Source organism: Nostoc sp. ChiSLP03a, from assembly GCF_034531215.2.
GTDB lineage: Bacteria > Cyanobacteriota > Cyanobacteriia > Cyanobacteriales > Nostocaceae > Nostoc.
Genome location: NZ_JAVRBQ020000113.1, coordinates 1 through 22,467 on the forward strand (window position 1 = coordinate 1; position 22,467 = coordinate 22,467).

Here is a 22,467-nt window from a genome sequence, read left to right on the forward strand (position 1 = left end):
TCTCTTCTTTACAAGCTTTACGCGAGCGCATCCAAGAAATCTTCGACCAACTCACATTTGAGCAGGTAATTTCTGTCTCTTCTTATAACTTTATCTTGGAAGCTCTATTCTATGCAGCTTCATATTAATTTGGTATTAGAAGCTTGATTATTATATTTGTTGATAACATTCAGCCATCCTTTAACTTTCTCCTCAAATGTAATCACTGTTATGGCTAAATTTTCAGTATTCTGCTGGCTTATGCGTTCCGTGACTAGTGGATGACTATTTTGAAATAAAGACAAATGATCTGTATCTAATATCCACATAATACTCATTTTGTCTCATTGTCTAAGTCAACTTGATTCCGTTCAGCTTCTATGTATTCGAGTACCTCACCAAAAAGAGGGTTATCTCTGTGCATTCCCGCAAATTTAATCCAAGGGTTTTCTACTTTGGGTGCTTCAATTTCTAAAGTCACAATTTTGGCTGCTTCTAATCGAGTATGCAAACTTTGCCTGACTTTTTCTATTGCTTCCGTTTCCGTATTTCCTAAACCTTGGCAATCTGGTAAACCTAACAATGTTGCTTTAACTGTGCCATCTTGTTGATTTTCAATCAGCACATCATAAGTTAACTTAGGTACAGTTGTTATAGAGGTACTTTTTACAACTAAATTCATAATATTTTGATATTTCAAGTTTTATATTAATTATAACATTTAGGTCAATTTAGCCTTGAGACAAATTAAGATCGCTGGCTTGGTGAATTTGTAGTTTGATTTTTATCATATTGTCTTTTGCGATCGCACCAATGATTTACAACCAATCAGAGTTTAATTTACGCTGTGAATGGGGGCCACAAGGAGTTGCTGAACTAGCTCCTATCAGCGATCTAATTGTGATAGTTGATGTTCTCTCTTTTTCTACTTGTGTAGAAATTGCCACTAACAACGGCGCGATAATTTTTCCCTACGCATACAAAGATGAATCAGCCATCGATTATGCCAAATCAGTGCAAGCAGAGTTGGCAAGTCATAGACAACGTTGGACTACAACTGGATATTCTCTCTCGCCAAAATCGGTGATTCAGATTTCTGCTGGAACCAGATTAGTTTTACCATCACCTAACGGTTCTTTCCTAACTTTACATACAGGAAGTACACCAACTTTAGCTGGCTGTTTGCGAAATTGCCAAGCTGTGGCGCAGTTTGCTCAAAAGTATGGCGATCGAATTGCTGTGATTCCTGCCGGTGAGAGGTGGAAAGAACATGGTAGCCTCCGCCCTGCATTTGAAGATTTAATTGGTGCTGGGGCAATTCTCAGTTATTTAGATGGCAGTCTATCACCAGAAGCCGAAGTCGCTGTGACAATATTTCAGGCTTTCCAGCAAGATTTATTGGGGTACCTGAAAAAATTCAGTTCGGGTAAAGAGTTGATTGAAAAAGGTTTTGAGTTAGATGTTGAACTATCCGCCGCCTTTAACATCAGTAATTGCGTGCCTTTATTTAAAGATAATGCTTATGTCAACGTAAGTTCGACGAACCTCTCTCTGCGTTGAATTAAAGTCCAAGTCTGTGCTTATCCGATTCCAAGAGGGACGGTTTTGTGTAGTAAAACCTCTAAGAAATTTTTTGATTGAGTCAGTTATAGGGACACTATATGAGCCGTCGAATACGTTATCTAAATTGCAAAAACAAGGTTAATTAGGTGCCAAGTTCTAATTATGCATATGCCATATTGATATGCCTTTGACTTACCAAGTTACTCTTGTGTTTTTCCCAAGCAATGGTTGTGTTGATAATCTCGTCTAAATCATTGTGTTTTGGTTGCCAACCCAGAACCCTATGGATTTTATCAGCACAAGCTGCAACACAGGCAGGATCGCCTGGACGACGTGGTGCAGCAATAACGGGAAAATCTACACCAGAAATAGCCTTGACTCTTTCAATAACTTGTCGCACGCTGTATCCTTGCCCATAACCGCAATTGAATATTTGGCTTTCCCCTCCTTTTTCTAAGTAATCCAAAGCATCTAAGTGAGCAGTCGCCAAATCTTCAACATGGATATAGTCTCGAATTGCGGTTCCGTCGGGCGTAGGAAAATCAGTACCAAAAATTCGGACTTCTGGTTTGCGCTTGAGTGCTGCATCACAAGCAGCTCGAATCAAGTGTGTGGCATTCGGTGACATTTGCCCCAATAGTCCACTCGGTTCAGAACCTGCGACATTAAAGTAACGTAAAATTACGTAGTTTAATGAAGATACTGCTGCATAGTCCTGGATCAGCCACTCACTCATCAACTTTGAACGCCCGTAAGGATTAATTGGCTGTGTAGGATTTGACTCAGTAACAGGATTTTCTTTGACTTCTCCATAGACTGCGGCTGTGCTGGAAAAAATGAACTTGTTAACACCCATAACGCTACAGCAGCGCAGCAAATTTAAGGTGTTGCGGGTGTTGTTGGCGTAGTAGTCGAGGGGATGAGCTACTGATTCTGGAACAATCAGACTAGCGGCAAAGTGTAAGACGGCGCTGAATTTATGCTGGGCAAAAACTTGATAAAGATGCCCACTGTCTACTAAATCACCAATAATTAGTTTCCCGTGTAGTACTGATGCTGGTGAACTTGTAGAGCAGTTGTCGTAGACTACGACATCATAACCAGCTTCCCCTAGTTGGCGAACTACATGGGAGCCAATGTAACCAGCACCGCCAGTTACCAATATTTTATTTGTCATTTATTTTTCCTTATCTACCTTTACCTAACAAAACAACTCGAATCGTTTTGAAGGCGATCGCTAAATCCAACCAAATGGAATAATTTTTGATGTAGTACAGATCGTATGACAGCTTTTCGTAAGCATCTTCTATAGATGCTCCATAGGGATACATAACCTGTGCCCAGCCTGTAATTCCAGGTTTGACCAAATGGCGAACTTCATAGTAGGGAATCGCTTCTTTGAGTTTGACATCAAATTCTGGTCGTTCTGGACGAGGCCCAATCAGACTCATTTCACCCCGTAAAACGTTCCATATTTGAGGTAATTCATCAATACGTAACAAACGTAGCCAGTATCCGACTCTGGTGATTCGTGGATCGCGTTGACTAGCCCACTGCGCCCCCAACTTTTCTGCATCCTGATACATGGAGCGAAATTTATAAACTCTAAATGGTTTACCGTATAACCCACTTCGCTGCTGACTGTAAAATACTGGGCCAGGGCTATCTAGCTTAACTAGTAATGCAACCAATAACAGAAGTGGTGCAACTAATACTAGTAAAAAGAGGATCAAGATGAGATCGATAACTCGCTTCAGTTTCATACTGAAGTAACCAGGCATTAGGTTAAAACCATCACTAAAAGCCAACCATTTATCTTGTAACAGCGACGAAGGTAGTTTATACCAAAATGTTTCGTAAACATCTGGCAATGTATAAACCGGAATGCCTCGCAACCGCATCTGCATTAACTGTTGTGCTTGAGACTTAGAAAAGTTTATCTGCGCTGTCACTATAACCCCAGACCAGGATTCTTGACTCCATTGCGACAAATCGCTCAAGCTTCCCTGATAACTCAGATTTATTTTTGGTAAGTCTATGGTTTTTTGGTTTTCCTCTGCTAGAACAGTTAGCTTTCCTAAAGGATTAAGTTCTAGCAATTTTTGTGTAAATTTGATGGCATTATCCCCGCCTCCTAGTATTAACCAACGGCTTTTCAGAGCGTGCGATCGCACCCATCTCACCGCCATCACGCGTAATATTATTGCCCAGATAGTAAAGATTCCTAAGCTAGGTAAGAAGATACTCCGCCACGATATCGGGTTGTATTTGGCAATATCTGACAAGTAAATCAGAGCAGAAATCAAGAAGGCGATCGCAATGCTACAAATAATAATTCGAGCGGGCGCTCTTAAACCTGAAATTTGCCGATCTGGATGGTAAGCATCTGCTAAATAAAGTGCTGCAAGTATCATGCAGACAAATGTATAAGGTAACGGATTTAGCCAATGTAAGGGTTGATCTAAACGCAACCATTGTGCGATCGCTAAACAAATTAGCAACCCAAAAATATCCCCTAACAAGAGCAATATCGGTAGGCTGCGGACTATATTTGGCAGCCTAGTATTGATAGGTAAACTGACATAACTTGTGGAAGTCATTGGTTTTTATTATTCTTCAGTATCCTGATATCGGTTTTTTCGTTAAAACCAGCAACCGAGTCAAATAAGGGAATATTAAAGACTAGCCGTCTTGTGCCAAAGCATACAAAAATAAGAAATTTTGTCTGCTCTGTTTGTCAAAAAAATTGGAGATTATGTATTACAAACTAGGAGGGGAACTATCTGTGCGTCGGTATAGCATATCTGTAGGAGATACATCTTAACTTGCATTGGCTGTACGAACTACACTACGGCTTCAAGGTTGTTCTTTTGACATTTGCATTATGCCATGAGTGTAGTCAATCTGAACTTTATATTTAATTTTTTGATTAGCATATATTTGCTGTTAAAGTAGCTGTTCATAAAGTAACAAAATAAAGAAAAAGCTTATGTAAGCTGTTGAAATGCTGTTATTAAATTAATACCAAAGAAGTAAGTGGGTGAAAAAAAACATAATCATGTTAACCAAGATAAATGAGGCTAAAAGCTTCTTCCCTCTTATATCTTGCCTTCTACCTCCTGCTCGACCTCAACTATAAATATTTATGCTTTTCTACTTAATGAGTTAAAATAAATGCTTTTTAATGTAATTTAAAATTTTAGAAAAAAAAACTAAAAACACCTTGACATTCAGATAATATTTCTGGGATAAATCTAAGGAAATCTAATAAAAAGCAAACATTTTAAAAAATACGGATGCTTTTATTATGATTTTTTATACAAATAATTAGTAATTAATCCTAATTATGTCCAAATGGCTATCTTGGACTACCAAAATTGTGAAGCAAAATTAGTAAAAACAATTTCAGGTATTCGTAACATACTCCATGCCCTCTAACCAAGAAGACCAAAACTCCTTAGATTTGCAGCAATACTCGCTACTTCTGAAAAGGCGTTGGCTAATTATAGCTGCGGTGACTGCCTCTATTTTTGGGCTTTCAACTTTAAATGCTATCAAGCAAAAACCAATTTATGAAGCAGAAGGTAAGTTGCTTTTCAGTAAAACTGACCGCGTTTCTTCGCTGACAAATCCCTCGGCACAAGTTGGGGAGTTGAGAAGTGTGACTGAAATCAACAGTCCGTTGGATACAGAAGCAGAGGTCATTCGTTCTAATCCAATAGTTGAGAAAACTATTGCTAGTCTCAGGTTGGTAGATAAGCAAGGAACACCCTTGGAAATAAATGAATTTCTCAAACAAGTCAAAATTAAAAGTGTCCGGGGTACAGATATTTTGGCGATTTCGTACAGCAGCAGCAATCCAAAAGAAGCCGCAGATGTTGTGAATTCGCTGATGAGATATTACCTGGAGAACAATATTCACGTTAACCAAGCCCAAGCGACAGTGGCAAAGAAGTTTTTACGCAAGCAATTGCCTGAAGTTGAAGCAAGGGTAGCTAGATCGGAAGCAGCTTTGCGTCGATTTAAAGAAGGAAATCGGGTAATCGCTTTAGAGCAAGAAGCAACAAAAGGAGTGGACAAACTCGCAAACTTATCAGACCAGATTACCCAAGCCCAGGCAAATTTAACGGATGCTGAGACTCGCTCAAAACTTCTGCAACGTCAATTGAGATTGAATTCGCAGCAGGCTGTGGATATGGGGAATTTAAGTCAATCAAAAGCTGTGCAGGAAGTATTAACACAATACCAACAGGTGCAAAACCAGTTAGCAGTAGAAAAGACTCGTTATACAGACAAACATCCGACGATCGTTAATTTGTTAGCAAAAGAAGCAGCCCTCAAAAAGCAGCTAGAGACGCGAATTTTTGAGAATGCAGATAGAGAAAAATCTGTACCAGCCGAGAATTTAGGGATGGGAGAACTCAAGCAGACCTTAGTGGCCCAACTGGTACAGTCGGATGTAGAACGTTCGGCATTAGCTAACCGAATTACGGTTTTGCAGAATGCATACACACTTTCTCAAAGACGATTGAGTGTTTTACCGCAACTGCAAGAAAAACAGGAGCAGTTAGAGCGACAGTTGCAAGTTGCTACATCTACTTATGAAGAACTGCTAAAGCGATCGCAAGAAGTCGATGTAGTAGTAAATCAGAATGTCGGTAATGCCAGGGTAATATCTGCGGCTTTAATTCCTCAAAAAGCTATTCCTTCCAAAATTGCCTTTCAGCTAGCACTGGGTGGATTTTTGGGAATTTTGCTGGGTGTAGGCGTAGCTTCGATCTTAGAATCTATGGATCGATCCCTGAAAACTCTTGAGCAAGCCCAGCAGTTATTAGGTTATTCTTTACTCGGTACGATTCCTCACTTCGATCGAAAAGCTAAAAACAGTGGGGAAGGTCTAGTTGAACTAGCAGTCAAAGATAATCCATATTCAGGAGCAAGTTCAGCCTTTGAGATGCTTCAGACAAACCTGGATTTTACTATCTCCGATCGACCATTAAAAGTAATTGCCGTAGTTAGTTCAGCTTCAGGTGAAGGTAAATCATTTGTAGCTGCAAATTTGGCAGTAACTCAGGCACATCTGGGCCGCAGAATCCTATTGGTAGATGCGGATATGCGTCACTCCTCCCAACAGGAAATCTGGAAATTATCTAACCCAGTCGGACTAAGTAATGTTTTAGTTGGTCAAGCAGAGTTTCGCAACGCCACTCAAGAAGTATTAGTTAACTTGGATTTATTAACGGCTGGGACAATCCTAGCAAAACCCGCAGCATTGCTAGATTCGCAGCGTATGGCTTTGTTAATTCAAGAGGCAGTCAAAGACTATGATTGTGTGATTATTGATACTCCTGCCTTGAGTTTGTTTGGTGATGCACTCATGCTAGGCAAGATGGCAGATGGGATATTGCTAGTTGTACATCCTGGAGTGCTTGACCGTGCTGTTGCTAAGAGTACGAAACTGATGCTAGAGCAAGCGCGATCGCATGTTTTAGGAATGGTGGTAAATGGGGTTACTGCTGAAAAGAAGTCTGATTACTATCACTCTAGGGGATCTGATGGTGGAAAAAGGTCTGCTTTGAGTCAGATAAATTTGCCTGGGATTAAGAGCTTGATGAAGTTTATTTATTGACTTGACTATAAGTTAACTCTGGGTGGGATAGGTGTATTTTCATGATTAGAAAACAGACGCTCGAGCCTCGGCAGAAATTAGTGATTAAGGCAGGGCAAACTGAGCAGCAGTACTGGCAGGATATCTGGAAGTATCGGGAGTTGTTTTACTTCTTGGCTTGGCGAGACATCTTGGTGCGCTATAAGCAAACGGCGATCGGGCTGTCTTGGGCATTGCTACGACCTTTTTTAACGACAGTTGTGTTTACGGTTGTATTTGGTGTTTTACTCAAGGCTCCGTCGGCAGGAGCGCCTTACCCGATTGTGGTGTTTTCCGCGATGCTACCTTGGCAGTTCTTTTCCAATGCCTTGAGTGAGTGTAGTAATAGCTTAATTAGTAATTCTAATTTAATTTCTAAGGTTTATTTTCCGCGTTTGATTGTGCCAACGAGTGCGGTGATTGTAAGTTTTGTCGATTTTATGATTTCTGCAATCATCCTATTGGGATTTATGGCGTGGTATAACTTTGTGCCGGATTGGCGAATTTTAACGCTGCCGTTGTTTATTGCGATCGCATTTGCAGCAGCAATGGGGTCGGGGTTATGGCTGGCGGCATTAAACGTGGAATATCGGGATTTCCGATATATTGTGCCGTTTATTGTGCAGTTTGGACTATATATTTCGCCGGTGGGTTTTAGTAGTAGTGTGGTGCCGCAACAGTGGCGACTGCTTTACTCATTAAATCCTATGGTGGGTGTAATTGATGGTTTCCGATGGGCAATTTTGGGTAAAAATTTTGACATTTATTTACCAGGATTTCTCTTGTCGGTGGCGTTAGTGATATTAGTGCTGATTACTGGAATTTACTATTTCCGTCGGATGGAGCGCAAGTTTGCGGACATTATTTAGACACAGCGTTTCAGGAGTTGTTAGCAGAGGTTGGAGAATATATGGCAGATACGGTGGTTAAGGTTGAGAACTTAAGTAAGAGCTATGTGTTGAGCCATCAGCAGGAGGGATATCGCTATAAGGCGTTGCGCGATGTGATGGCGGACGGGGCAAAATCGATCGCGAAGACGTTGAACCCCTTTAATCAAAACGCAAAACACAAAACGCAAAACTCGAATCGTGAGGAATTTTGGGCAGTCAAGGATCTGTCGTTTGAGATTAAGCAAGGCGATCGGGTGGGAATTCTTGGGCGGAATGGAGCGGGAAAATCGACATTACTGAAGCTATTGAGCCGGATTACGGAACCCACTCATGGCAGTATTGAGATTACGGGGCGAGTGGCGAGTTTGCTAGAGGTGGGGACGGGTTTTCATCCTGAGTTGACAGGGCGGGAAAATATTTACCTCAATGGGGCGATTTTGGGCATGAGTCGGGAACAGATCAAACGCAAGTTTGATGAAATTGTTGATTTTGCAGAGATTGAAAAGTTTTTAGATACGCCTGTTAAACGCTACTCCTCTGGGATGTATGTACGCCTTGCATTTTCAGTTGCAGCACATTTAGAGCCAGATGTTTTGATTGTGGATGAAGTTTTAGCAGTTGGAGATGCAAATTTTCAGAAAAAATGTCTTGGCAAAATGCAGGAAGTATCCAACGATCGAGCTCGAACAGTTCTATTTGTAAGTCATAATATTGAAGCAATTCAACGGCTATGTTCTAAATGTTTGTTACTAAATAAGGGGCAGCTAGTTAATTACGGGAATACAAACAGCGTGATAACTCAATATTTATCTAGTAACTATTATTCTTATCAAGCTTTCCCCAAAAAATGGATAAATTTAAGCGATGCACATCGAAATGGCAATGGACAAGCTCGTTTTACCGCTGTTCAATATAGTAGTTCAAGAAAAGATATTTCTTTTAATGCTTATTCAAATGGTGAACTTGAATTTCTACTGAAAATTGAATCAGATTCCTCAAGAAATATTGGAAGTCTTGCAGTTGTTGTCTATAACCAGTTCGGTATAAAATTAGTAAATGCGGATATTGTATCACTTGGACAAATAATATCCCTTCAGCAGGGAGAAAATATAGTTAAATTAAACATTGAAAAGCTACATTTAAAATCAGGTACTTATGTCATTGGTCTTTGGCTTTCCGATTCTTCATTTAATACTATCTTTGATTTTATTGAGTCAGCATTTGAAATAGAGGTGGTTGAACTTCCATCTGAAGAGTTTGGCATAACATGTGACGGTCTAGTAACCTGTACCTTTCAAGCATTCTCAGCGCCAATCGCCGATTCAAATCTCAATTGCAACAGATAAAAGTTTTGCAATGAGAGATTAATAGAGATAGTCTGATGTTTATTTAAGACGAATAAAAGACATTCATTTTGATACAAGATAGATAAAAAAGGTATGGAAAAGCAAAATGTTCTTTATTTCACAAGTTATCCTTTAGACCCTAATAATGGTTGTGGAATGGCACTTTTAAATGATATTTATCAATTATCTCAGATAGAAGATATCAACCTTTATGTTGCTGTTACTTGTAACGAAAGTAGTCAATTAGAAACTAGAGTACAATTAGAAAAACTTCAAGTTAAATATTATTTAACTACTCGATTAAGTCCTTCTGAAAAAAAAGAAAATGTCTTAAAAGAAGTAGTAAAAGTATATAAAAAATTAGTGTATAAATTACACTCGACTTTTAGCTTTCAGAATGTAACGTATTACAATTGGGATCGAGCAAAACATATTTCTGAATATTTAACTGAACTCTGCGAACAACTCTCGATTCAAGTTGTTATTGTTGAACAACTATATAGTATTTTATGGTTTAAAAATTTCCTTAAACTTAAACAAAAAAAGATATATCTTGCAACTGATAAAGAAGCAGAATTTTTTAAGGCTCTTGCTCCCCATAATTGGTTCAATTACAAATCTAAACTTAGTATTTTTATTAGTTATTTAAGACTAAAGAATTTTGAGAAAAAAGTCTGTGAATTGGCTGATAAATGTATATTTATGTCCGAAGCAGATATTCCAAAATATTTACTAGGTAATGAAAAAGCATCGATAAATTCACAAATACTTCCGCCTAAACTCGGCGGCTGGCGTTATACAAATTCCAAGACAGTTTTCTTTGCTGGTAATATTAATTTCTATTTCAATTTCTTAGCTGTAAAATGGTTAATCTGTGAACTATCTCCGAGATTATTAAGACTAAATAATAAAATAAAAATTGTGATTACTGGTACAGATTTCTCTAATATGCCTAAAGATTGGACTATAGAAAGTAACGTTCATATTCCTGGTTTTATTCCTAAAGAACAGCTTGAGCTTTTGTTTCAAACTTCCGATATTTTTATATGTCCTATTGATAATGATTTTTCAGTGAAAATGAAATTAGTTGAATGTGTTTCTTATGGAATTCCTTTCTTTGCAACTGAGCCTTGTCTGAAAGCATTACCGTATTTATCTGGGTTGCCAATTTTAGATATTAATAGCCCTAACGAAGCAGCAGCTTATATTTGTGATACTTTATCGAGAAAAGAAGTCTTAGAGCAATTAAGTAACCGAATCTTAGAAGATGCTTTTAATTTTGCTAATACTCGAAAAGATTGGTGGACAAAAACTGTTTTAGATATGTAAATATTTAACTTTAAATATTGAGATAGTTATCAAAATTCATTTATCTCAATTTATAAAAATTTTCAAACACTAGTTATTACAACATAACCAAAATGACTACTTTCCATCAATCAGTTTTAGTTACTGGGGTAGCGGGATTTATTGGTCGTTACGTTGCTCGGTATTTCTCAGAGCAAGGTTGGTCGGTAATAGGCGTTGATAATTCGCCTCCTGAAAATGCTCCCCTTCACAACTTAACAGCCTATCATCGTCTCAAATTACCCGACCCCTCTTTAAATAACTTATTAAAGGAATATTCTCCTAACATTTGCATTCATTGTGCAGGGCGTGCCTCTGTTGGCTTATCGATTATTGAACCAGATATTGACTTTCAATCTAACACAACTTTAACTTTTGAAATTTTAAATGCGTTGCGAATTAATGCTCCTAGATGTCGATTTATTTTTCTTTCTAGTGCAGCTATTTATGGAAATCCAGAGTCATTACCTATTGGAGAAACTCAACGCTGTAACCCCATTTCTCCTTATGGATTTCATAAGTTACAAAGCGAACAACTATGTTTAGAATTTAGCAAAGTTTATGATTTACCAACTGCAAGTGTACGAATCTTTTCTGCTTATGGCCCTGGTTTACGCCGTCAAGTCCTTTGGGATATTTGCCGACAAGCAATTTATCAACCTATAGTTAAATTACAAGGAACTGGCAAAGAAAGCCGTGATTTTATTCATGTACTCGACATTGCCAAAGCTTTATTAGTAGTAGCAACTTCTGCACCAATGCAAGGAGAAACATATAATTTTGCAAGTGGAAGAGAAGTTACAATCTCAGAATTAGCGGAGATGGTGTTTAAATCCTTAGACTACAAGGGTAGTGTTGAGTTTGATGGAATAGTTCCTGTTGGAACCCCCATTAATTGGCAAGCTGATGTTACAAAATTAGGAAGTTTAGGAATAACCGATTTTTTATCTTTAGAACGTGGTGTCCGTGTTTATGCAAATTGGAGTTATGCAGAACTGTTGGGCATATAGTTCTTCTTTAAAAAAGCCATACTCATTAAAAAAATAATTTTTTATGATGAACAAAAAACAGTTAAAACTAATCGTTCAAAAGATATTACCATCTCCTAACCACCACTGGCTAAAGTCTCAATATAATAAGGTACGCCTGGGTACTTTGCAAAGCTTAAAACCTATAAATTCAGGTTGGGGTTTTGAACGAGGAAAACCAATTGACCGCTACTATATTGAGAATTTTTTGGGTCGCCATTCAAATGATATTCATGGGCACGTATTAGAAATTGGAGATAACTATTATACTCAGCAATTTGGAGGCGATCGCGTTACTAAAAGCGATGTATTGCATATTCAAGATAACCCCAATGCAACAATCATCGCAGACCTAACAGATGCAGAACATATACCATCAAATACATTTGACTGCTTTATACTGGTTCAGACGCTTCAGCTAATTTACGAAGTGCGACTAGCGCTCTTAACAACCTACAGAATTATGAAACCAGGAGGTGTTGTTCTGGCTACGTTTCCAGGAATCACACCACTCAAAGATCGGGAATGGAACCATTGCTGGTGTTGGAATTTTACAGCCGTATCTGCACAGCGACTGTTTGAGGAGGTTTTCCCTAAAGAGAATATTCAAGTCGAAACCCACGGAAATGCTTTGGCAGCCACAGCTTTTCTTCAAGGATTGGTAGTTCAAGATATACCCAAGGGAAAGCTAGATTATCATGACCGTAGCTACGAGGTAACTATCACCGTTAGAGCAGTAAAACCTGATATGAGGTGATGGAATGAAAATACCTGGAAGTGACAAATTGCAGCGAATGATTCGACGGCTCCAGAAAAATTTAGCATCCTCTAAGGGGCTGATTTTGATGTACCATCGCGTCGCTGAGGTAGAATTAGACCCCTGGAGTCTGTGCGTAACTCCCCAAAATTTCGCCGAGCAACTAGAAGTTTTACAAAAATATTACCAACCTCTTAGCCTGAAGCAATTCGCGCAAGCACATCGAGATGGCAACATTCCAGATCGAGCAGTGGTTGTCACCTTTGATGACGGTTATGCAGACAATCTCCATCATGCCAAACCCCTACTAGAACGCTATGGTATACCAGCAAATATTTTCGTGAGTACTGGCTACATTGGAAGGGAGCGTGAGTTTTGGTGGGATGAATTAGAACGGCTACTTTTGCGACAGGGTAAATTACCGGAGAAACTTTCTCTGAATATTAATGGTAGCCTTTGTCACTGGGAACTGGGTCAAGCTGCCAATTATACTCAACAAGACTATCAAAGCGATCGCATCTGTAAATATTGGGAAGCTAAACCCGGTTCTCGAATGTCTTTCTATTACTCAATTTGGCAAGTATTACTACCTTTACCAGAACGGGAATGTTTAAAAGCTCTAGACGAGTTAGTAATTTGGGCTAATGCCAAATCTACTGTACGCAAGACTCACCGCTCCCTTTTACCCGAAGAGGTGTGTGTTTTGGGGCAAGGAGATTTAGTAGAAATTGGCGCTCACACAGTTACCCATCCATTTCTTTCAGCACAATCAACAGAATTACAAAGATATGAAATCCAGCAAAGCAAAGCTACTTTAGAGGAGATGCTCAATCGTCCCATAACAAGTTTTTCCTATCCATTTGGTAATTACACTCAACAAACCCTTGAATTGGCTCAAACTATTGGATTTGACTGTGCTTGCACTACAACTAAAGACATAGTCTGGCGACAGAGCAACAGTTTTCAATTGCCTCGCTTCGGAATTGAAAACTGGAATGGGGAAGAATTTGCCAAGCAATTAGCGAGGTGGTTCTATGGTTGAACAGATGAATAAGAAACCGTTAGTTTCCTGCATCATCATCTTTTTGAACGCTGTTGAAAATTTCTTTATAGAAGCTATAGAAAGCATTTTTGCTCAAACCTATGACAATTGGGAACTTTTACTAGTAGATGACGGTTCAGCCGACGAAAGTACAGCCATTGCGTTGCGATATGCCCAACAATACCCTGACAAAGTGCGCTATTTGGAGCATGAAGGTCATCAAAATCGCGGTATGAGTGCAACGCGCAATCTGGGAATTCGCCATGCAAAAGGTGAATATATTGCTTTATTAGATGCAGATGATATCTGGTTGCCACAAAAACTGGAGAAGCAGGTAGCGATATTAGAAGCTCACCCTGAAGCAGGTATGGTTTATGGCTCCACTCTGACGTGGTTTGGCTGGACGGGTAATCCTGAAGATGCGAAGCACGATTGCCAACGAACTCTGGGTGTAAAACCTGATACCCTGCTAAAACCGCCAACACTGCTCAAATTGTTTTTGAAAGGCAAAGCCGAAACACCAGGCATCTGCGGCGTTCTCATTCGTCGCAAACTCGTTCAAGATGTCGGTGGCTTTGAGGAGTCCTTTCGAGGACTGTTTGAAGATAAAGCCTTCTTTGCCAAAGTCTGTGTCAAAGCATCTGTTTTTGTAGAAAGTGGCTGTTGGGATAGGTATCGACAACACCCAAAAAGCTCCTGTTATGTTGCACAAGCTTTAGGAGAATACAATCCACTCAAACCAAATCCTACCCACTTAACTTTCTTGACTTGGTTAGAGAAATATTTGTGCGAACAAGGATACCAGGATACTGAGATTTGGCAAGCTTTAAATAAAGCATTATGGCCTTATCAGCACCCACGAATGTTTTACTTATTGCAATTTTTTCCAGATGTTGCTCAATCTTTTACGAGGAATATAAAAAAAATTGTGAAATTCATATTTAGACATACTCAGTATAAACCTAGCGATCTGTCAAGCACTAATTGACAAATAGTTTTTCACAATGACTTGAAAAAATTATTTAATTACAGCAATAAAAAAACAAATTAACTGAACACCTGAACTGACAAAAAGTCAATTATTATGAATGAGCTATACCCTTTTCGATCTGTTATTCAACCTGTGCCCGATGGAGAACCACGACCTTTATGGTCAGTGATGATTCCCACTTACAACTGTGCAAACTATCTGCGTGAAACACTGACGAGTGTGTTATCACAAGACCCAGGACCAGAGATAATGCAAATAGAGGTGGTTGATGACCACTCCACCAAGGACGATCCTGAAGCTATTGTTAAAGAATTAGCTGGCGATCGCGTTAGTTTTTATCGCCAGCCAGAAAATGTTGGACATGTTAAGAACTTTACCACCTGCTTAGAGCGATCGCGTGGCAAACTCATCCATCTTTTGCATGGTGACGATTGCGTTCGGGAAGGCTTTTATCGCAAGATGCAACAAACATTTGATACTCAGCCGGAAATAGGAGCCGCTTTCTGTCGTCACATCTTTATGGATGAGACAGGGCACTGGCGACACTTTTCTGAGATATTACAACCTCAAAGCGGCACAATTGATAATTGGTTGGAAAAAATTATAGTTAAACAATATATTCAAACTCCCTCGATTGTCGTTCGCCGACAAGTATATGAAAAGTTAGGTAGTTTTGACCATCGGTTTTGTTTTTATTATGAAGACTGGGAAATGTGGGTGCGAATTGCCGCACAATACCCTGTATGGTACGAAGTTGAGCCACTAGCTATTTATCGACTACATTCTGTATCTAATACTGGACAAACTGTGCGCACAGGCAAAAACATGCAAGAGGTACGCCGTGGATTGGAAATTGCACAGTCTTATTTGCCTGCTTATCTGCCACAATCAACAGTCGATCGCCTGATCGATGCCAATAAAAAACACTCGGCAATCTGTGCTCTCAGAACAGCCCAAAATATGCTGATGATTGGCGATTTATCTGCTGCGATCGCCCAAATAAAAGAGGCATTTAAATGCAGTATCTCACCAAAGGTCATGGCATATTTTATTTACTTTGCTACCCAAGCGGGATTGAAACGTTCGCTGTCATTTTATCGAAGTTAAATAAACTAAATAGTCCCAATTGGGGAAAGTAATTGAGATAGTCCCTCCAGTCATTAAAATGCTTCCAGACTTGTTTATTGTTTTACGACTTTAGGATTTACGCACTGTAAAAACACATCATCTCTTGTATCAACTTTCAGGAAGAAAGGTATTGTCAAAATGCAAACTCCAGTTGCGTTCATCATTTTCAATCGCCCAGATAGAACCGCAAAAGTGTTTGAGGCAATTCGCCAAGCACGTCCACCGATGCTTTTAGTTGCAGCGGATGGGCCTCGTGTAAATCGAACAGGAGAGTCCGAAAAATGTGCAAAAACGCGATCGATAATCGATCGCGTAGACTGGCCCTGCGAAGTCTTAACCAATTATTCTGACATCAATATGGGGATGAAGCAGCGAGAAGCGACTGCTTTTTCTTGGGTATTTGACATCGTTGAAGAAGCTATTCTTTTGGAAGACGACTGTTTACCTCATCCGACATTTTTTCCTTATTGCGAAGAATTATTGAGGTATTACCGTCATGATGAGCGGGTTATGACAATTTCTGGAGATAATACCCCCTTGGGCAATCCTAGAAATCGGCAGACTCAGGATAGCTATTACTTTTCAATTTATACCCGAACATGGGGATGGGCAACTTGGCGTAGGGCATGGCAACATTACGATCTAGAAATGAAAAAGTGGTCAACTATTCGTGACGAGGGTTGGCTAAAAGACATTCTCAGAGATTCCAGAGAAGTCCAATTTTGGCAAAACCAATTCCAATCTACCTATGATGGTTTTGACACTTGGGACTATCAATGGATGCTCTGTTCCTGGTTACAAAATGCCTTGAGCATTATCCCCACAGTTAATTTGATTAGCAATCTGGGATTCGATCTGGATGGAACCAATACAACAGATCGAGGCGATCCACGCTCTAATGTTCCGACACAACCTATGCAATTTCCATTACAACATCCGCCCTTCACGATTCCAGATCGCCAAGCCGATCGCTTTACAAGAGAAAATGTTTATATGTCAAGTTTGTTGAGACGTGTCCAGAGAAAACTCAGAAAAACATTCAAAAATTTCAAATAATTTGTCGAGCTGTTAATGTTTAATCATTGAATCTATTTATGCAAATTATTCATACTAGTTATTCTGATTTATCTGGAGGTGCTGCTCGTGCAGCTTACCGGATTCATCGTTGTCTATTACAGGCAGAAATAGACTCTCGAATGCAAGTTTTGTCAAAAATTTCTGACGATCCAACAGTTAGAGGTAATTCATTAAAAATCGGAAGAATAACAACAGAAATTCGTACAGGGATTGGTTTATTAGCCAAAAAAACCATCAAAAGTTCCGATCCAACGCGTTTTTCAGCGGGGATTCTTCCTTCTAATTGGGTAAAATCTTTCCATACCTCTGATGCAGATGTGATAAATCTTCATTGGGTAGGTGCAGAGACTTTATCCATTAGTGAAATTGGTCAGATTCGTAAACCAATAGTGTGGACATTTCACGATATGTGGGCATTTTGTGGAGCAGAGCACTATACAAACGATGGACTTAATGCTCGCTGGCGTGAGGGTTATCGAGCAGACAATCGTCCCCAAGACGAGTCTGGTTTCGATTTAAATCGTTGGACTTGGGAACGCAAACAGCGTCACTGGAAATATCCTTTTCATATTGTGTGTCCTAGTAACTGGCTAGCAGATTGCGTTCGCAATAGTGCATTGATGGCAGATTGTCCCGTCTCAGTCATACCATATCCCTTAGATTTAGATAGCTTTCGCCCGATTGAAAAAACATTAGCACGACAGCTTTTGAATTTACCTCAACAGCGATCGTTAATTTTATTTGGTGCCTTGGGTGGAACTAACGATCCTCGCAAAGGTATTGATTTATTATTACAAGCTACCAGTTTTCTGGAAAATCAAAAGTCAAAAGATATAGAAATTGAAATAGTAATTTTTGGACAGTCACGTCCGCCACAAGTTCCTAAATTGGGTTTCCCACTTCGATATACAGGACATCTTGCTGATGATATTTCTCTGGCTCTACTCTATTCTGCTGCTGATGTCTTTGTTGCACCTTCTAGACAAGATAACTTACCGAATACAGTTGTTGAGGCAATAGCTTGTGGTACTCCTACTGTTGCTTTCAAAATTGGAGGAATGCCTGATTTAATTCAGCATAGAGTGTCAGGCTATTTGGCACAACCATACGAAGCACAAGATTTAGCAACAGGAATTCAATGGGTTCTACAACAACAAAAGGAAAGTAAATCTCTTAGTTTAGCAGCCCGTCGTCATGCAGAATATATGTTTGATCCAGTTCGGATCGCACAGCAGTACGTTGCGGTTTATAAGGAAGCAATGAATATACAAAAAAAGTGAGTAACTATATAGGGCTTGCTGAAAAAGCCCCACTATGGATTTATAATTCACGCAGCTTGATAAATACTAGCTTCGTAACAGAGTCTCATCAAATTCATTTAGTAACCTCCCAGAGAAAGTGCAAGGGTTTTGAGTCTATAGAGATGATAATGTTGCACTTATAATCTAAAAATTATGCTTCTTAAATTCATACCAGAAAAAAATCAAATCCATTCAATACATAAAGTTTTTTCTTTGTTTGGCAATTTTAAAAATTTTATTTTGATATTTGGTCTAGCTATTTGGGCTATCATTCCGTTATTAGGTGTAGTTTTTCTACTCGTATATTGCCAAATTAATATTTCCCAAAATAAAATAGTCGGAAACCAAAAACGTATACTTAATATATTTACAATCTTACTAGTTTTATTTACAATTACTACATATATAGCCAGCTTTGAGCCATTTCAAGATACAATTGTATATCTTGATATTTATTCTTCGCTTCAGAAAGAAACAGGGTTGACTATTCCAGATATCGAATTAGAACCAGTCTCTTTCATCTTGCCTAAATATTTGAGTGTATTAATAGGGCCTAGTCAACTGAGTTTTTTATTCCTTCAATCTTTGAGCATGAATACGGCTTTCACCGTTTTCTCTATGCTATTTATGCCCGATTTTTATCCATTAATCATATTAATTAATGTAACGACTCAAGGATACTATTTTCAACTCTTTTGGATGAGACAAATTTATTCATGGATATTTATAATACCTGCTATTTATGTTGATAATTTTGTGATTGCTTGCCTTTGTATATATGTCGGCTATTGGACACACAAATCTTCTTTAATGTATATTTTTGGCATATTACCTGGACTATTCAAGTATAAATTTATTAATGCATTAAATCCATTCAAATCCTTTTCTAAATATTTGAATAATAGATTTAGTATTATTATTTGTTTTGGAGCAATACTTTTATTTTCATCAGTAATAATGAAATCACTGCTAGATTTAACAATTTCATTATCATCTTTTGATGGTTCTGTATCTCAGAGAATTGATATTTATGGCGGTGGCGGTGATGACTACAGTTTTGGAGATAAAATTAAAAATCAAATACGTCCTATTCTTGATTATATTATTATCTCTATATTTATCTTGAGAACTGATATAAACAAAATAAATAGAGTATATAGCAAAACAAATAGAAGATATATAAGATGGATTACAACATTCTTTTTGCTTTTCTTACTTTATTTTGGGTCTTTGACATATGGATTTAATTTAAGAATTACCAGTATCTTTTTTTGCATCCCTGGTTTTTTTTATATTATCGCTCTTTCTTCAGACAAACTTGATGGTGCCTATAGCTATGATACTTTTATATTTATATTGGCAATTGTTTTCAGGATGATTTACTTTTTTATTAGTATCACACTTCCTCAAAGCTACCTAACTTTTTGGAATGGTGAACCGCTAACTACACCAATCAGTGAATATTTTTACCTTTTTTATCAGTTTGTATTAAATCTAATTAATCATAACTAATATGAACAATTACCAAGTATCAATAGTGACGATATCCAAAAATAATTATCAAGGATTACAAAAAACCTTACAATCAGTCAAAGAACAAGACTATAAAATAATAGAGCATATTGTTATTGACGGAGATTCTTCTGATGGAAGTAAAGAGTTTTTAGATTCATATACCCATTCTAAAAATTATATTTATTTGTCAGAACTAGATAATGGGATATCTAGCGCATTTAATAAAGGTTTACAAAAAAGTAATGGGGATTTAATTTTCTTCTTAAATGCGGGAGATGTATTCTTTTCCAAAACAGTGATTTCTGAAGTTGTGCAAAGCTATATACAACATAAATGGAAATGTGCTATTGGTGTTACCGTCACTACAAGTTTTACTGGAGAAACCATATTTTATCGTCCGCCACAACTTTCATCAAAATTTCTAAAATATTTTATGTTTTTACCACACCAGGGGTTTTTCTGTGAAACTTCTCTACATAAGAATTACAAATACAATGAATCTCTAAAAATTTCTATGGATTACGAGTTATTTCTGCGAATGCTCAAAAATATAACAATCTTTTATTTACCTACAGTAATATCAATACGCGAACCTGGAGGTATTTCTAGCCAAACTCAAAAAAGAATTAGCGAACATTCACAAATACGTTTGATTTACGCTAATAAAATACATGAACAATTGATAATTAACATTTTAAATACATTAATTTTACTTAAAACCTATCTCAAAATTGACTCCCCTTTTGCATCAAAACATGAATAAATCAAATATTACATTAGCGAAGATTTCCTAATAATTCATCTCAAATATTTATTTTTGAAATAACCGCGTTTTCATCCATTTGTTAATTATGCATATAATATATCTTTTTAGACCGAAAAATCCCAGAGTGCATCATTGCTCAGAATCTTTTTACAAAGCAATGACATTAAACACTGTTTCTAATGTAGCTAGTTATTCTGTAAAATACTTGTATTCCGTCAATATGCAAGAAAGTTGGTTATTAATCAAACAGTTAGTGAGTATAAATAAGCAAGAAAGAATATCAGTATTTTTCTTTTTAATCCAGTTAGATTATTTAGTATTAGCTTTAGTTTTAAAAATAATTAGTAAATTTTTCAGTAAAAACTTAGAAGTTTCTTATTTAATGCATGAACCTAAATTTGAAAAAGGAAGAATTAACCCTTTCAAAGCATATATTGTATTTTTATATCATTTAGTCTTTGGTTATATAGCAGATAAGATATTATTGCCTAGCAATGAAGCGTTTTTGAAAGCAAAAGACTTCGTTAATAATGATAAACTTTACAAGTTAAACTTATCATTTATTTCTCTACCAGAAGAGATTTTACAAAACAATTTAGCACAACTAAAGTATAGTTGGGATAAGGAAAAAACTTTTTTATTGTTAGGTCGAGCAGATAGAGATAAAAACCCTCAAGGATTTTTATTTCTAGCAAGTATAATTAACAAAAATTATCCAAAACAAGCGAGATTTATTTGGGCTGGAAGTGAGAGGAATATACAAGTAAACTACGACGAAAAACTAATAATTAGATTTCCTGGCTTCATTTCAAACAGTGCTAAAAGTTTCTTACTTGGTTTAAGCCACTTTGTTGTGATTCCCTACTCATTCTCAACTCAAAGTGGTGTAGTGACAGAAGCTTTGAGTTATGGAAAGCTTTTAATTATTAATGATATCCCCACTTTCTCATATTTAAAAGGTCTAAGTTTTGTTTTTTTTACTGATTTTAATGACAAAAGCTCAATGTCAAAATGTATCCATGATGTATTTAGTATGGACATCAATGATTATGAAACCCGCTATTGGGAAGCAATAAGATACTTCAAAGAAAATCATTCAGAAGCTTATCTTTCAAAAACCTTGCAAGAAATTTTATAAACACATTTTTTTTTGAAATATACAGAGGTAAAATACATCCATGTCGAATACAATACCTACATTTTCTAGCAACGTACAGCCAAGTATTACAGTGGGTATTCCTTTTTACCAAGGTAGCAATATTGCACATCTTCGTGCTGCTATTGATTCTATTTTATGGCAAAGTGTATTAGCAAAGGAAATTCATTTAATTCAAGATGGTTTGGTTTCAAAAACTTTGGAGGAAACTGTTAATGAATATACTGCAACTTATCCTCATATAAAACACCTCTTAATTTCTCAAAACATGGGTTTAGCTCATGCACTTAATATCTCCATATTAAACTCTTCATCTACATACTACGCAAGAATGGACTCTGATGACATTGCACATCCAGAGCGATTAAGTAAACAAATAGATTTTTTAGAAAATAACTTAGATATTGACATCTTAGGTACTTACGCTTATGTCTTTGAGGATGAATTTCCAAGAGAAAATTGCTCAATTAGGATAATGCCTGTATGTAATAAAGAGATACATGCACTGTTTCATTATCAAAATCCGTTGATACATCCATCTGTGATGTTTAGAAGTAGCGTTTTTGCTAAAACAGGACTTTATAACATGGAATTTCGTTCTGAATGTGATTTAGAATTGTGGGCAAGAGCATTGAAATTGAGAGTTGGTATTTCAAATTTATCTGAACCTTTACTTTATTATAGAAATACAGGCGTTATCAGTAGAAGGTCTGCGGCTTTAGGACAGCAAATTAAAGCACGATATCAATACAATACTCTTTCACTAAAATTAAATATTCTTAAAGTAATGTCTTTACTATTTCGCATTCTTCCCTATCAAATGCAAGTTTGGGGATACAAGAAATTTAAAAAAGAAAGCAATTTTAATCAAAATGCTGGCGGATTTTTAGTTAAATAAAAATCGAAAGTTTATATTTAATTATATTCAAACTAT

Annotated in this window: 19 protein-coding genes; 16 read left to right on the plus strand and 3 right to left on the minus strand. The window is 37.4% G+C overall.

What is annotated here, in order from left to right; all coding sequences use genetic code 11:
* Positions 1-313: 313 nt before the first annotated feature.
* Positions 314-661: a hypothetical protein gene (locus RMY32_RS18990; RefSeq protein ID WP_322709327.1), complete on the minus strand. Its 348-nt coding sequence runs from the start codon at positions 659-661 to the stop codon at positions 314-316.
* Between the two features lie 95 nt (positions 662-756).
* Here RMY32_RS18990 and RMY32_RS18995 point away from each other — a divergent pair, with 95 nt between their 5' ends.
* Entirely contained in the window at positions 757-1,539 is a 783-nt protein-coding gene (locus RMY32_RS18995) for a 2-phosphosulfolactate phosphatase (RefSeq protein WP_322709328.1), read from the plus strand.
* A 163-nt stretch (positions 1,540-1,702) separates the two neighbouring features.
* Here RMY32_RS18995 and galE read toward each other — a convergent pair whose 3' ends face one another.
* On the minus strand, positions 1,703-2,719 hold the full coding sequence (galE, locus tag RMY32_RS19000; protein ID WP_322709329.1) for a UDP-glucose 4-epimerase GalE: 1,017 nt from the start codon (positions 2,717-2,719) through the stop codon (positions 1,703-1,705).
* A 10-nt stretch (positions 2,720-2,729) separates the two neighbouring features.
* The gene (locus tag RMY32_RS19005; protein WP_322709330.1) at positions 2,730-4,142 is read right to left on the minus strand and encodes a sugar transferase; all 1,413 of its coding nucleotides are present in this window, start codon (positions 4,140-4,142) and stop codon (positions 2,730-2,732) included.
* A gap of 827 nt (positions 4,143-4,969) precedes the next feature.
* Between RMY32_RS19005 and RMY32_RS19010 the strand changes: the two genes are divergently transcribed.
* The 15 genes from RMY32_RS19010 (at position 4,970) to RMY32_RS19080 (ending at position 22,431) form a co-directional block, all read left to right on the plus strand.
* Positions 4,970-7,171: a polysaccharide biosynthesis tyrosine autokinase gene (locus RMY32_RS19010; RefSeq protein WP_322709331.1), complete on the plus strand. Its 2,202-nt coding sequence runs from the start codon at positions 4,970-4,972 to the stop codon at positions 7,169-7,171.
* Between the two features lie 41 nt (positions 7,172-7,212).
* On the plus strand, positions 7,213-8,058 hold the full coding sequence (locus RMY32_RS19015; protein ID WP_322659307.1) for an ABC transporter permease: 846 nt from the start codon (positions 7,213-7,215) through the stop codon (positions 8,056-8,058).
* Between the two features lie 41 nt (positions 8,059-8,099).
* Positions 8,100-9,425 (plus strand): ABC transporter ATP-binding protein, encoded by a 1,326-nt coding sequence (locus RMY32_RS19020; protein WP_322709332.1) that lies wholly within the window; start codon positions 8,100-8,102, stop codon positions 9,423-9,425.
* Positions 9,426-9,518: 93 nt separating this feature from the next.
* Complete coding sequence (locus tag RMY32_RS19025; protein WP_322709333.1) at positions 9,519-10,754, plus strand: glycosyltransferase; 1,236 nt, start codon at positions 9,519-9,521, stop codon at positions 10,752-10,754.
* A gap of 92 nt (positions 10,755-10,846) precedes the next feature.
* Positions 10,847-11,782 (plus strand): SDR family oxidoreductase, encoded by a 936-nt coding sequence (locus tag RMY32_RS19030; protein WP_322698070.1) that lies wholly within the window; start codon positions 10,847-10,849, stop codon positions 11,780-11,782.
* Between the two features lie 43 nt (positions 11,783-11,825).
* The gene (locus RMY32_RS19035; RefSeq protein ID WP_322709334.1) at positions 11,826-12,557 is read left to right on the plus strand and encodes a methyltransferase domain-containing protein; all 732 of its coding nucleotides are present in this window, start codon (positions 11,826-11,828) and stop codon (positions 12,555-12,557) included.
* A 4-nt stretch (positions 12,558-12,561) separates the two neighbouring features.
* Positions 12,562-13,599, plus strand: coding sequence for a polysaccharide deacetylase family protein (locus RMY32_RS19040; protein WP_322709335.1), 1,038 nt, complete (start codon positions 12,562-12,564; stop codon positions 13,597-13,599).
* Entirely contained in the window at positions 13,592-14,587 is a 996-nt protein-coding gene (locus tag RMY32_RS19045; RefSeq protein ID WP_322709336.1) for a glycosyltransferase family A protein, read from the plus strand. Before RMY32_RS19040 ends, RMY32_RS19045 begins: the two co-directional genes overlap by 8 nt.
* 96 nt (positions 14,588-14,683) lie before the next feature.
* The gene (locus RMY32_RS19050; protein WP_322709337.1) at positions 14,684-15,697 is read left to right on the plus strand and encodes a glycosyltransferase family 2 protein; all 1,014 of its coding nucleotides are present in this window, start codon (positions 14,684-14,686) and stop codon (positions 15,695-15,697) included.
* A gap of 159 nt (positions 15,698-15,856) precedes the next feature.
* Complete coding sequence (locus RMY32_RS19055; RefSeq protein ID WP_322709338.1) at positions 15,857-16,774, plus strand: glycosyltransferase family 2 protein; 918 nt, start codon at positions 15,857-15,859, stop codon at positions 16,772-16,774.
* A 38-nt stretch (positions 16,775-16,812) separates the two neighbouring features.
* Positions 16,813-18,075 carry a glycosyltransferase family 4 protein gene (locus RMY32_RS19060; RefSeq protein ID WP_322709339.1) on the plus strand — a complete coding sequence of 421 codons (1,263 nt, stop codon included), beginning with the start codon at positions 16,813-16,815 and terminating at the stop codon, positions 18,073-18,075.
* A 174-nt stretch (positions 18,076-18,249) separates the two neighbouring features.
* Positions 18,250-19,608 (plus strand): hypothetical protein, encoded by a 1,359-nt coding sequence (locus tag RMY32_RS19065; RefSeq protein ID WP_322709340.1) that lies wholly within the window; start codon positions 18,250-18,252, stop codon positions 19,606-19,608.
* A 25-nt stretch (positions 19,609-19,633) separates the two neighbouring features.
* Entirely contained in the window at positions 19,634-20,374 is a 741-nt protein-coding gene (locus RMY32_RS19070; protein WP_409883432.1) for a glycosyltransferase family 2 protein, read from the plus strand.
* A 160-nt stretch (positions 20,375-20,534) separates the two neighbouring features.
* Positions 20,535-21,515 (plus strand): glycosyltransferase, encoded by a 981-nt coding sequence (locus RMY32_RS19075; protein ID WP_322709342.1) that lies wholly within the window; start codon positions 20,535-20,537, stop codon positions 21,513-21,515.
* Positions 21,516-21,555: 40 nt separating this feature from the next.
* Complete coding sequence (locus tag RMY32_RS19080) at positions 21,556-22,431, plus strand: glycosyltransferase (protein WP_322709343.1); 876 nt, start codon at positions 21,556-21,558, stop codon at positions 22,429-22,431.
* Positions 22,432-22,467: the final 36 nt, after the last annotated feature.

Bases quoted from the DNA above. Each gene is read 5' to 3' on its own strand.
- RMY32_RS19080 (WP_322709343.1), top strand. From the start codon at position 21,556: ATGTCGAATACAATACCTACATTTTCTAGCAACGTACAGCCAAGTATT.
- RMY32_RS19065 (WP_322709340.1), top strand. From the start codon at position 18,250: ATGCTTCTTAAATTCATACCAGAAAAAAATCAAATCCATTCAATACAT.
- RMY32_RS19060 (WP_322709339.1), top strand. From the start codon at position 16,813: ATGCAAATTATTCATACTAGTTATTCTGATTTATCTGGAGGTGCTGCT.
- RMY32_RS19030 (WP_322698070.1), top strand. From the start codon at position 10,847: ATGACTACTTTCCATCAATCAGTTTTAGTTACTGGGGTAGCGGGATTT.
- RMY32_RS19040 (WP_322709335.1), top strand. From the start codon at position 12,562: ATGAAAATACCTGGAAGTGACAAATTGCAGCGAATGATTCGACGGCTC.
- RMY32_RS19010 (WP_322709331.1), top strand. From the start codon at position 4,970: ATGCCCTCTAACCAAGAAGACCAAAACTCCTTAGATTTGCAGCAATAC.
- galE (WP_322709329.1), bottom strand. From the start codon at position 2,719: ATGACAAATAAAATATTGGTAACTGGCGGTGCTGGTTACATTGGCTCC.
- RMY32_RS19005 (WP_322709330.1), bottom strand. From the start codon at position 4,142: ATGACTTCCACAAGTTATGTCAGTTTACCTATCAATACTAGGCTGCCA.
- RMY32_RS19055 (WP_322709338.1), top strand. From the start codon at position 15,857: ATGCAAACTCCAGTTGCGTTCATCATTTTCAATCGCCCAGATAGAACC.
- RMY32_RS19015 (WP_322659307.1), top strand. From the start codon at position 7,213: ATGATTAGAAAACAGACGCTCGAGCCTCGGCAGAAATTAGTGATTAAG.
- RMY32_RS19035 (WP_322709334.1), top strand. From the start codon at position 11,826: ATGATGAACAAAAAACAGTTAAAACTAATCGTTCAAAAGATATTACCA.
- RMY32_RS19045 (WP_322709336.1), top strand. From the start codon at position 13,592: ATGGTTGAACAGATGAATAAGAAACCGTTAGTTTCCTGCATCATCATC.
- RMY32_RS19025 (WP_322709333.1), top strand. From the start codon at position 9,519: ATGGAAAAGCAAAATGTTCTTTATTTCACAAGTTATCCTTTAGACCCT.
- RMY32_RS19020 (WP_322709332.1), top strand. From the start codon at position 8,100: ATGGCAGATACGGTGGTTAAGGTTGAGAACTTAAGTAAGAGCTATGTG.
- RMY32_RS18990 (WP_322709327.1), bottom strand. From the start codon at position 661: ATGAATTTAGTTGTAAAAAGTACCTCTATAACAACTGTACCTAAGTTA.
- RMY32_RS19050 (WP_322709337.1), top strand. From the start codon at position 14,684: ATGAATGAGCTATACCCTTTTCGATCTGTTATTCAACCTGTGCCCGAT.
- RMY32_RS19075 (WP_322709342.1), top strand. From the start codon at position 20,535: ATGACATTAAACACTGTTTCTAATGTAGCTAGTTATTCTGTAAAATAC.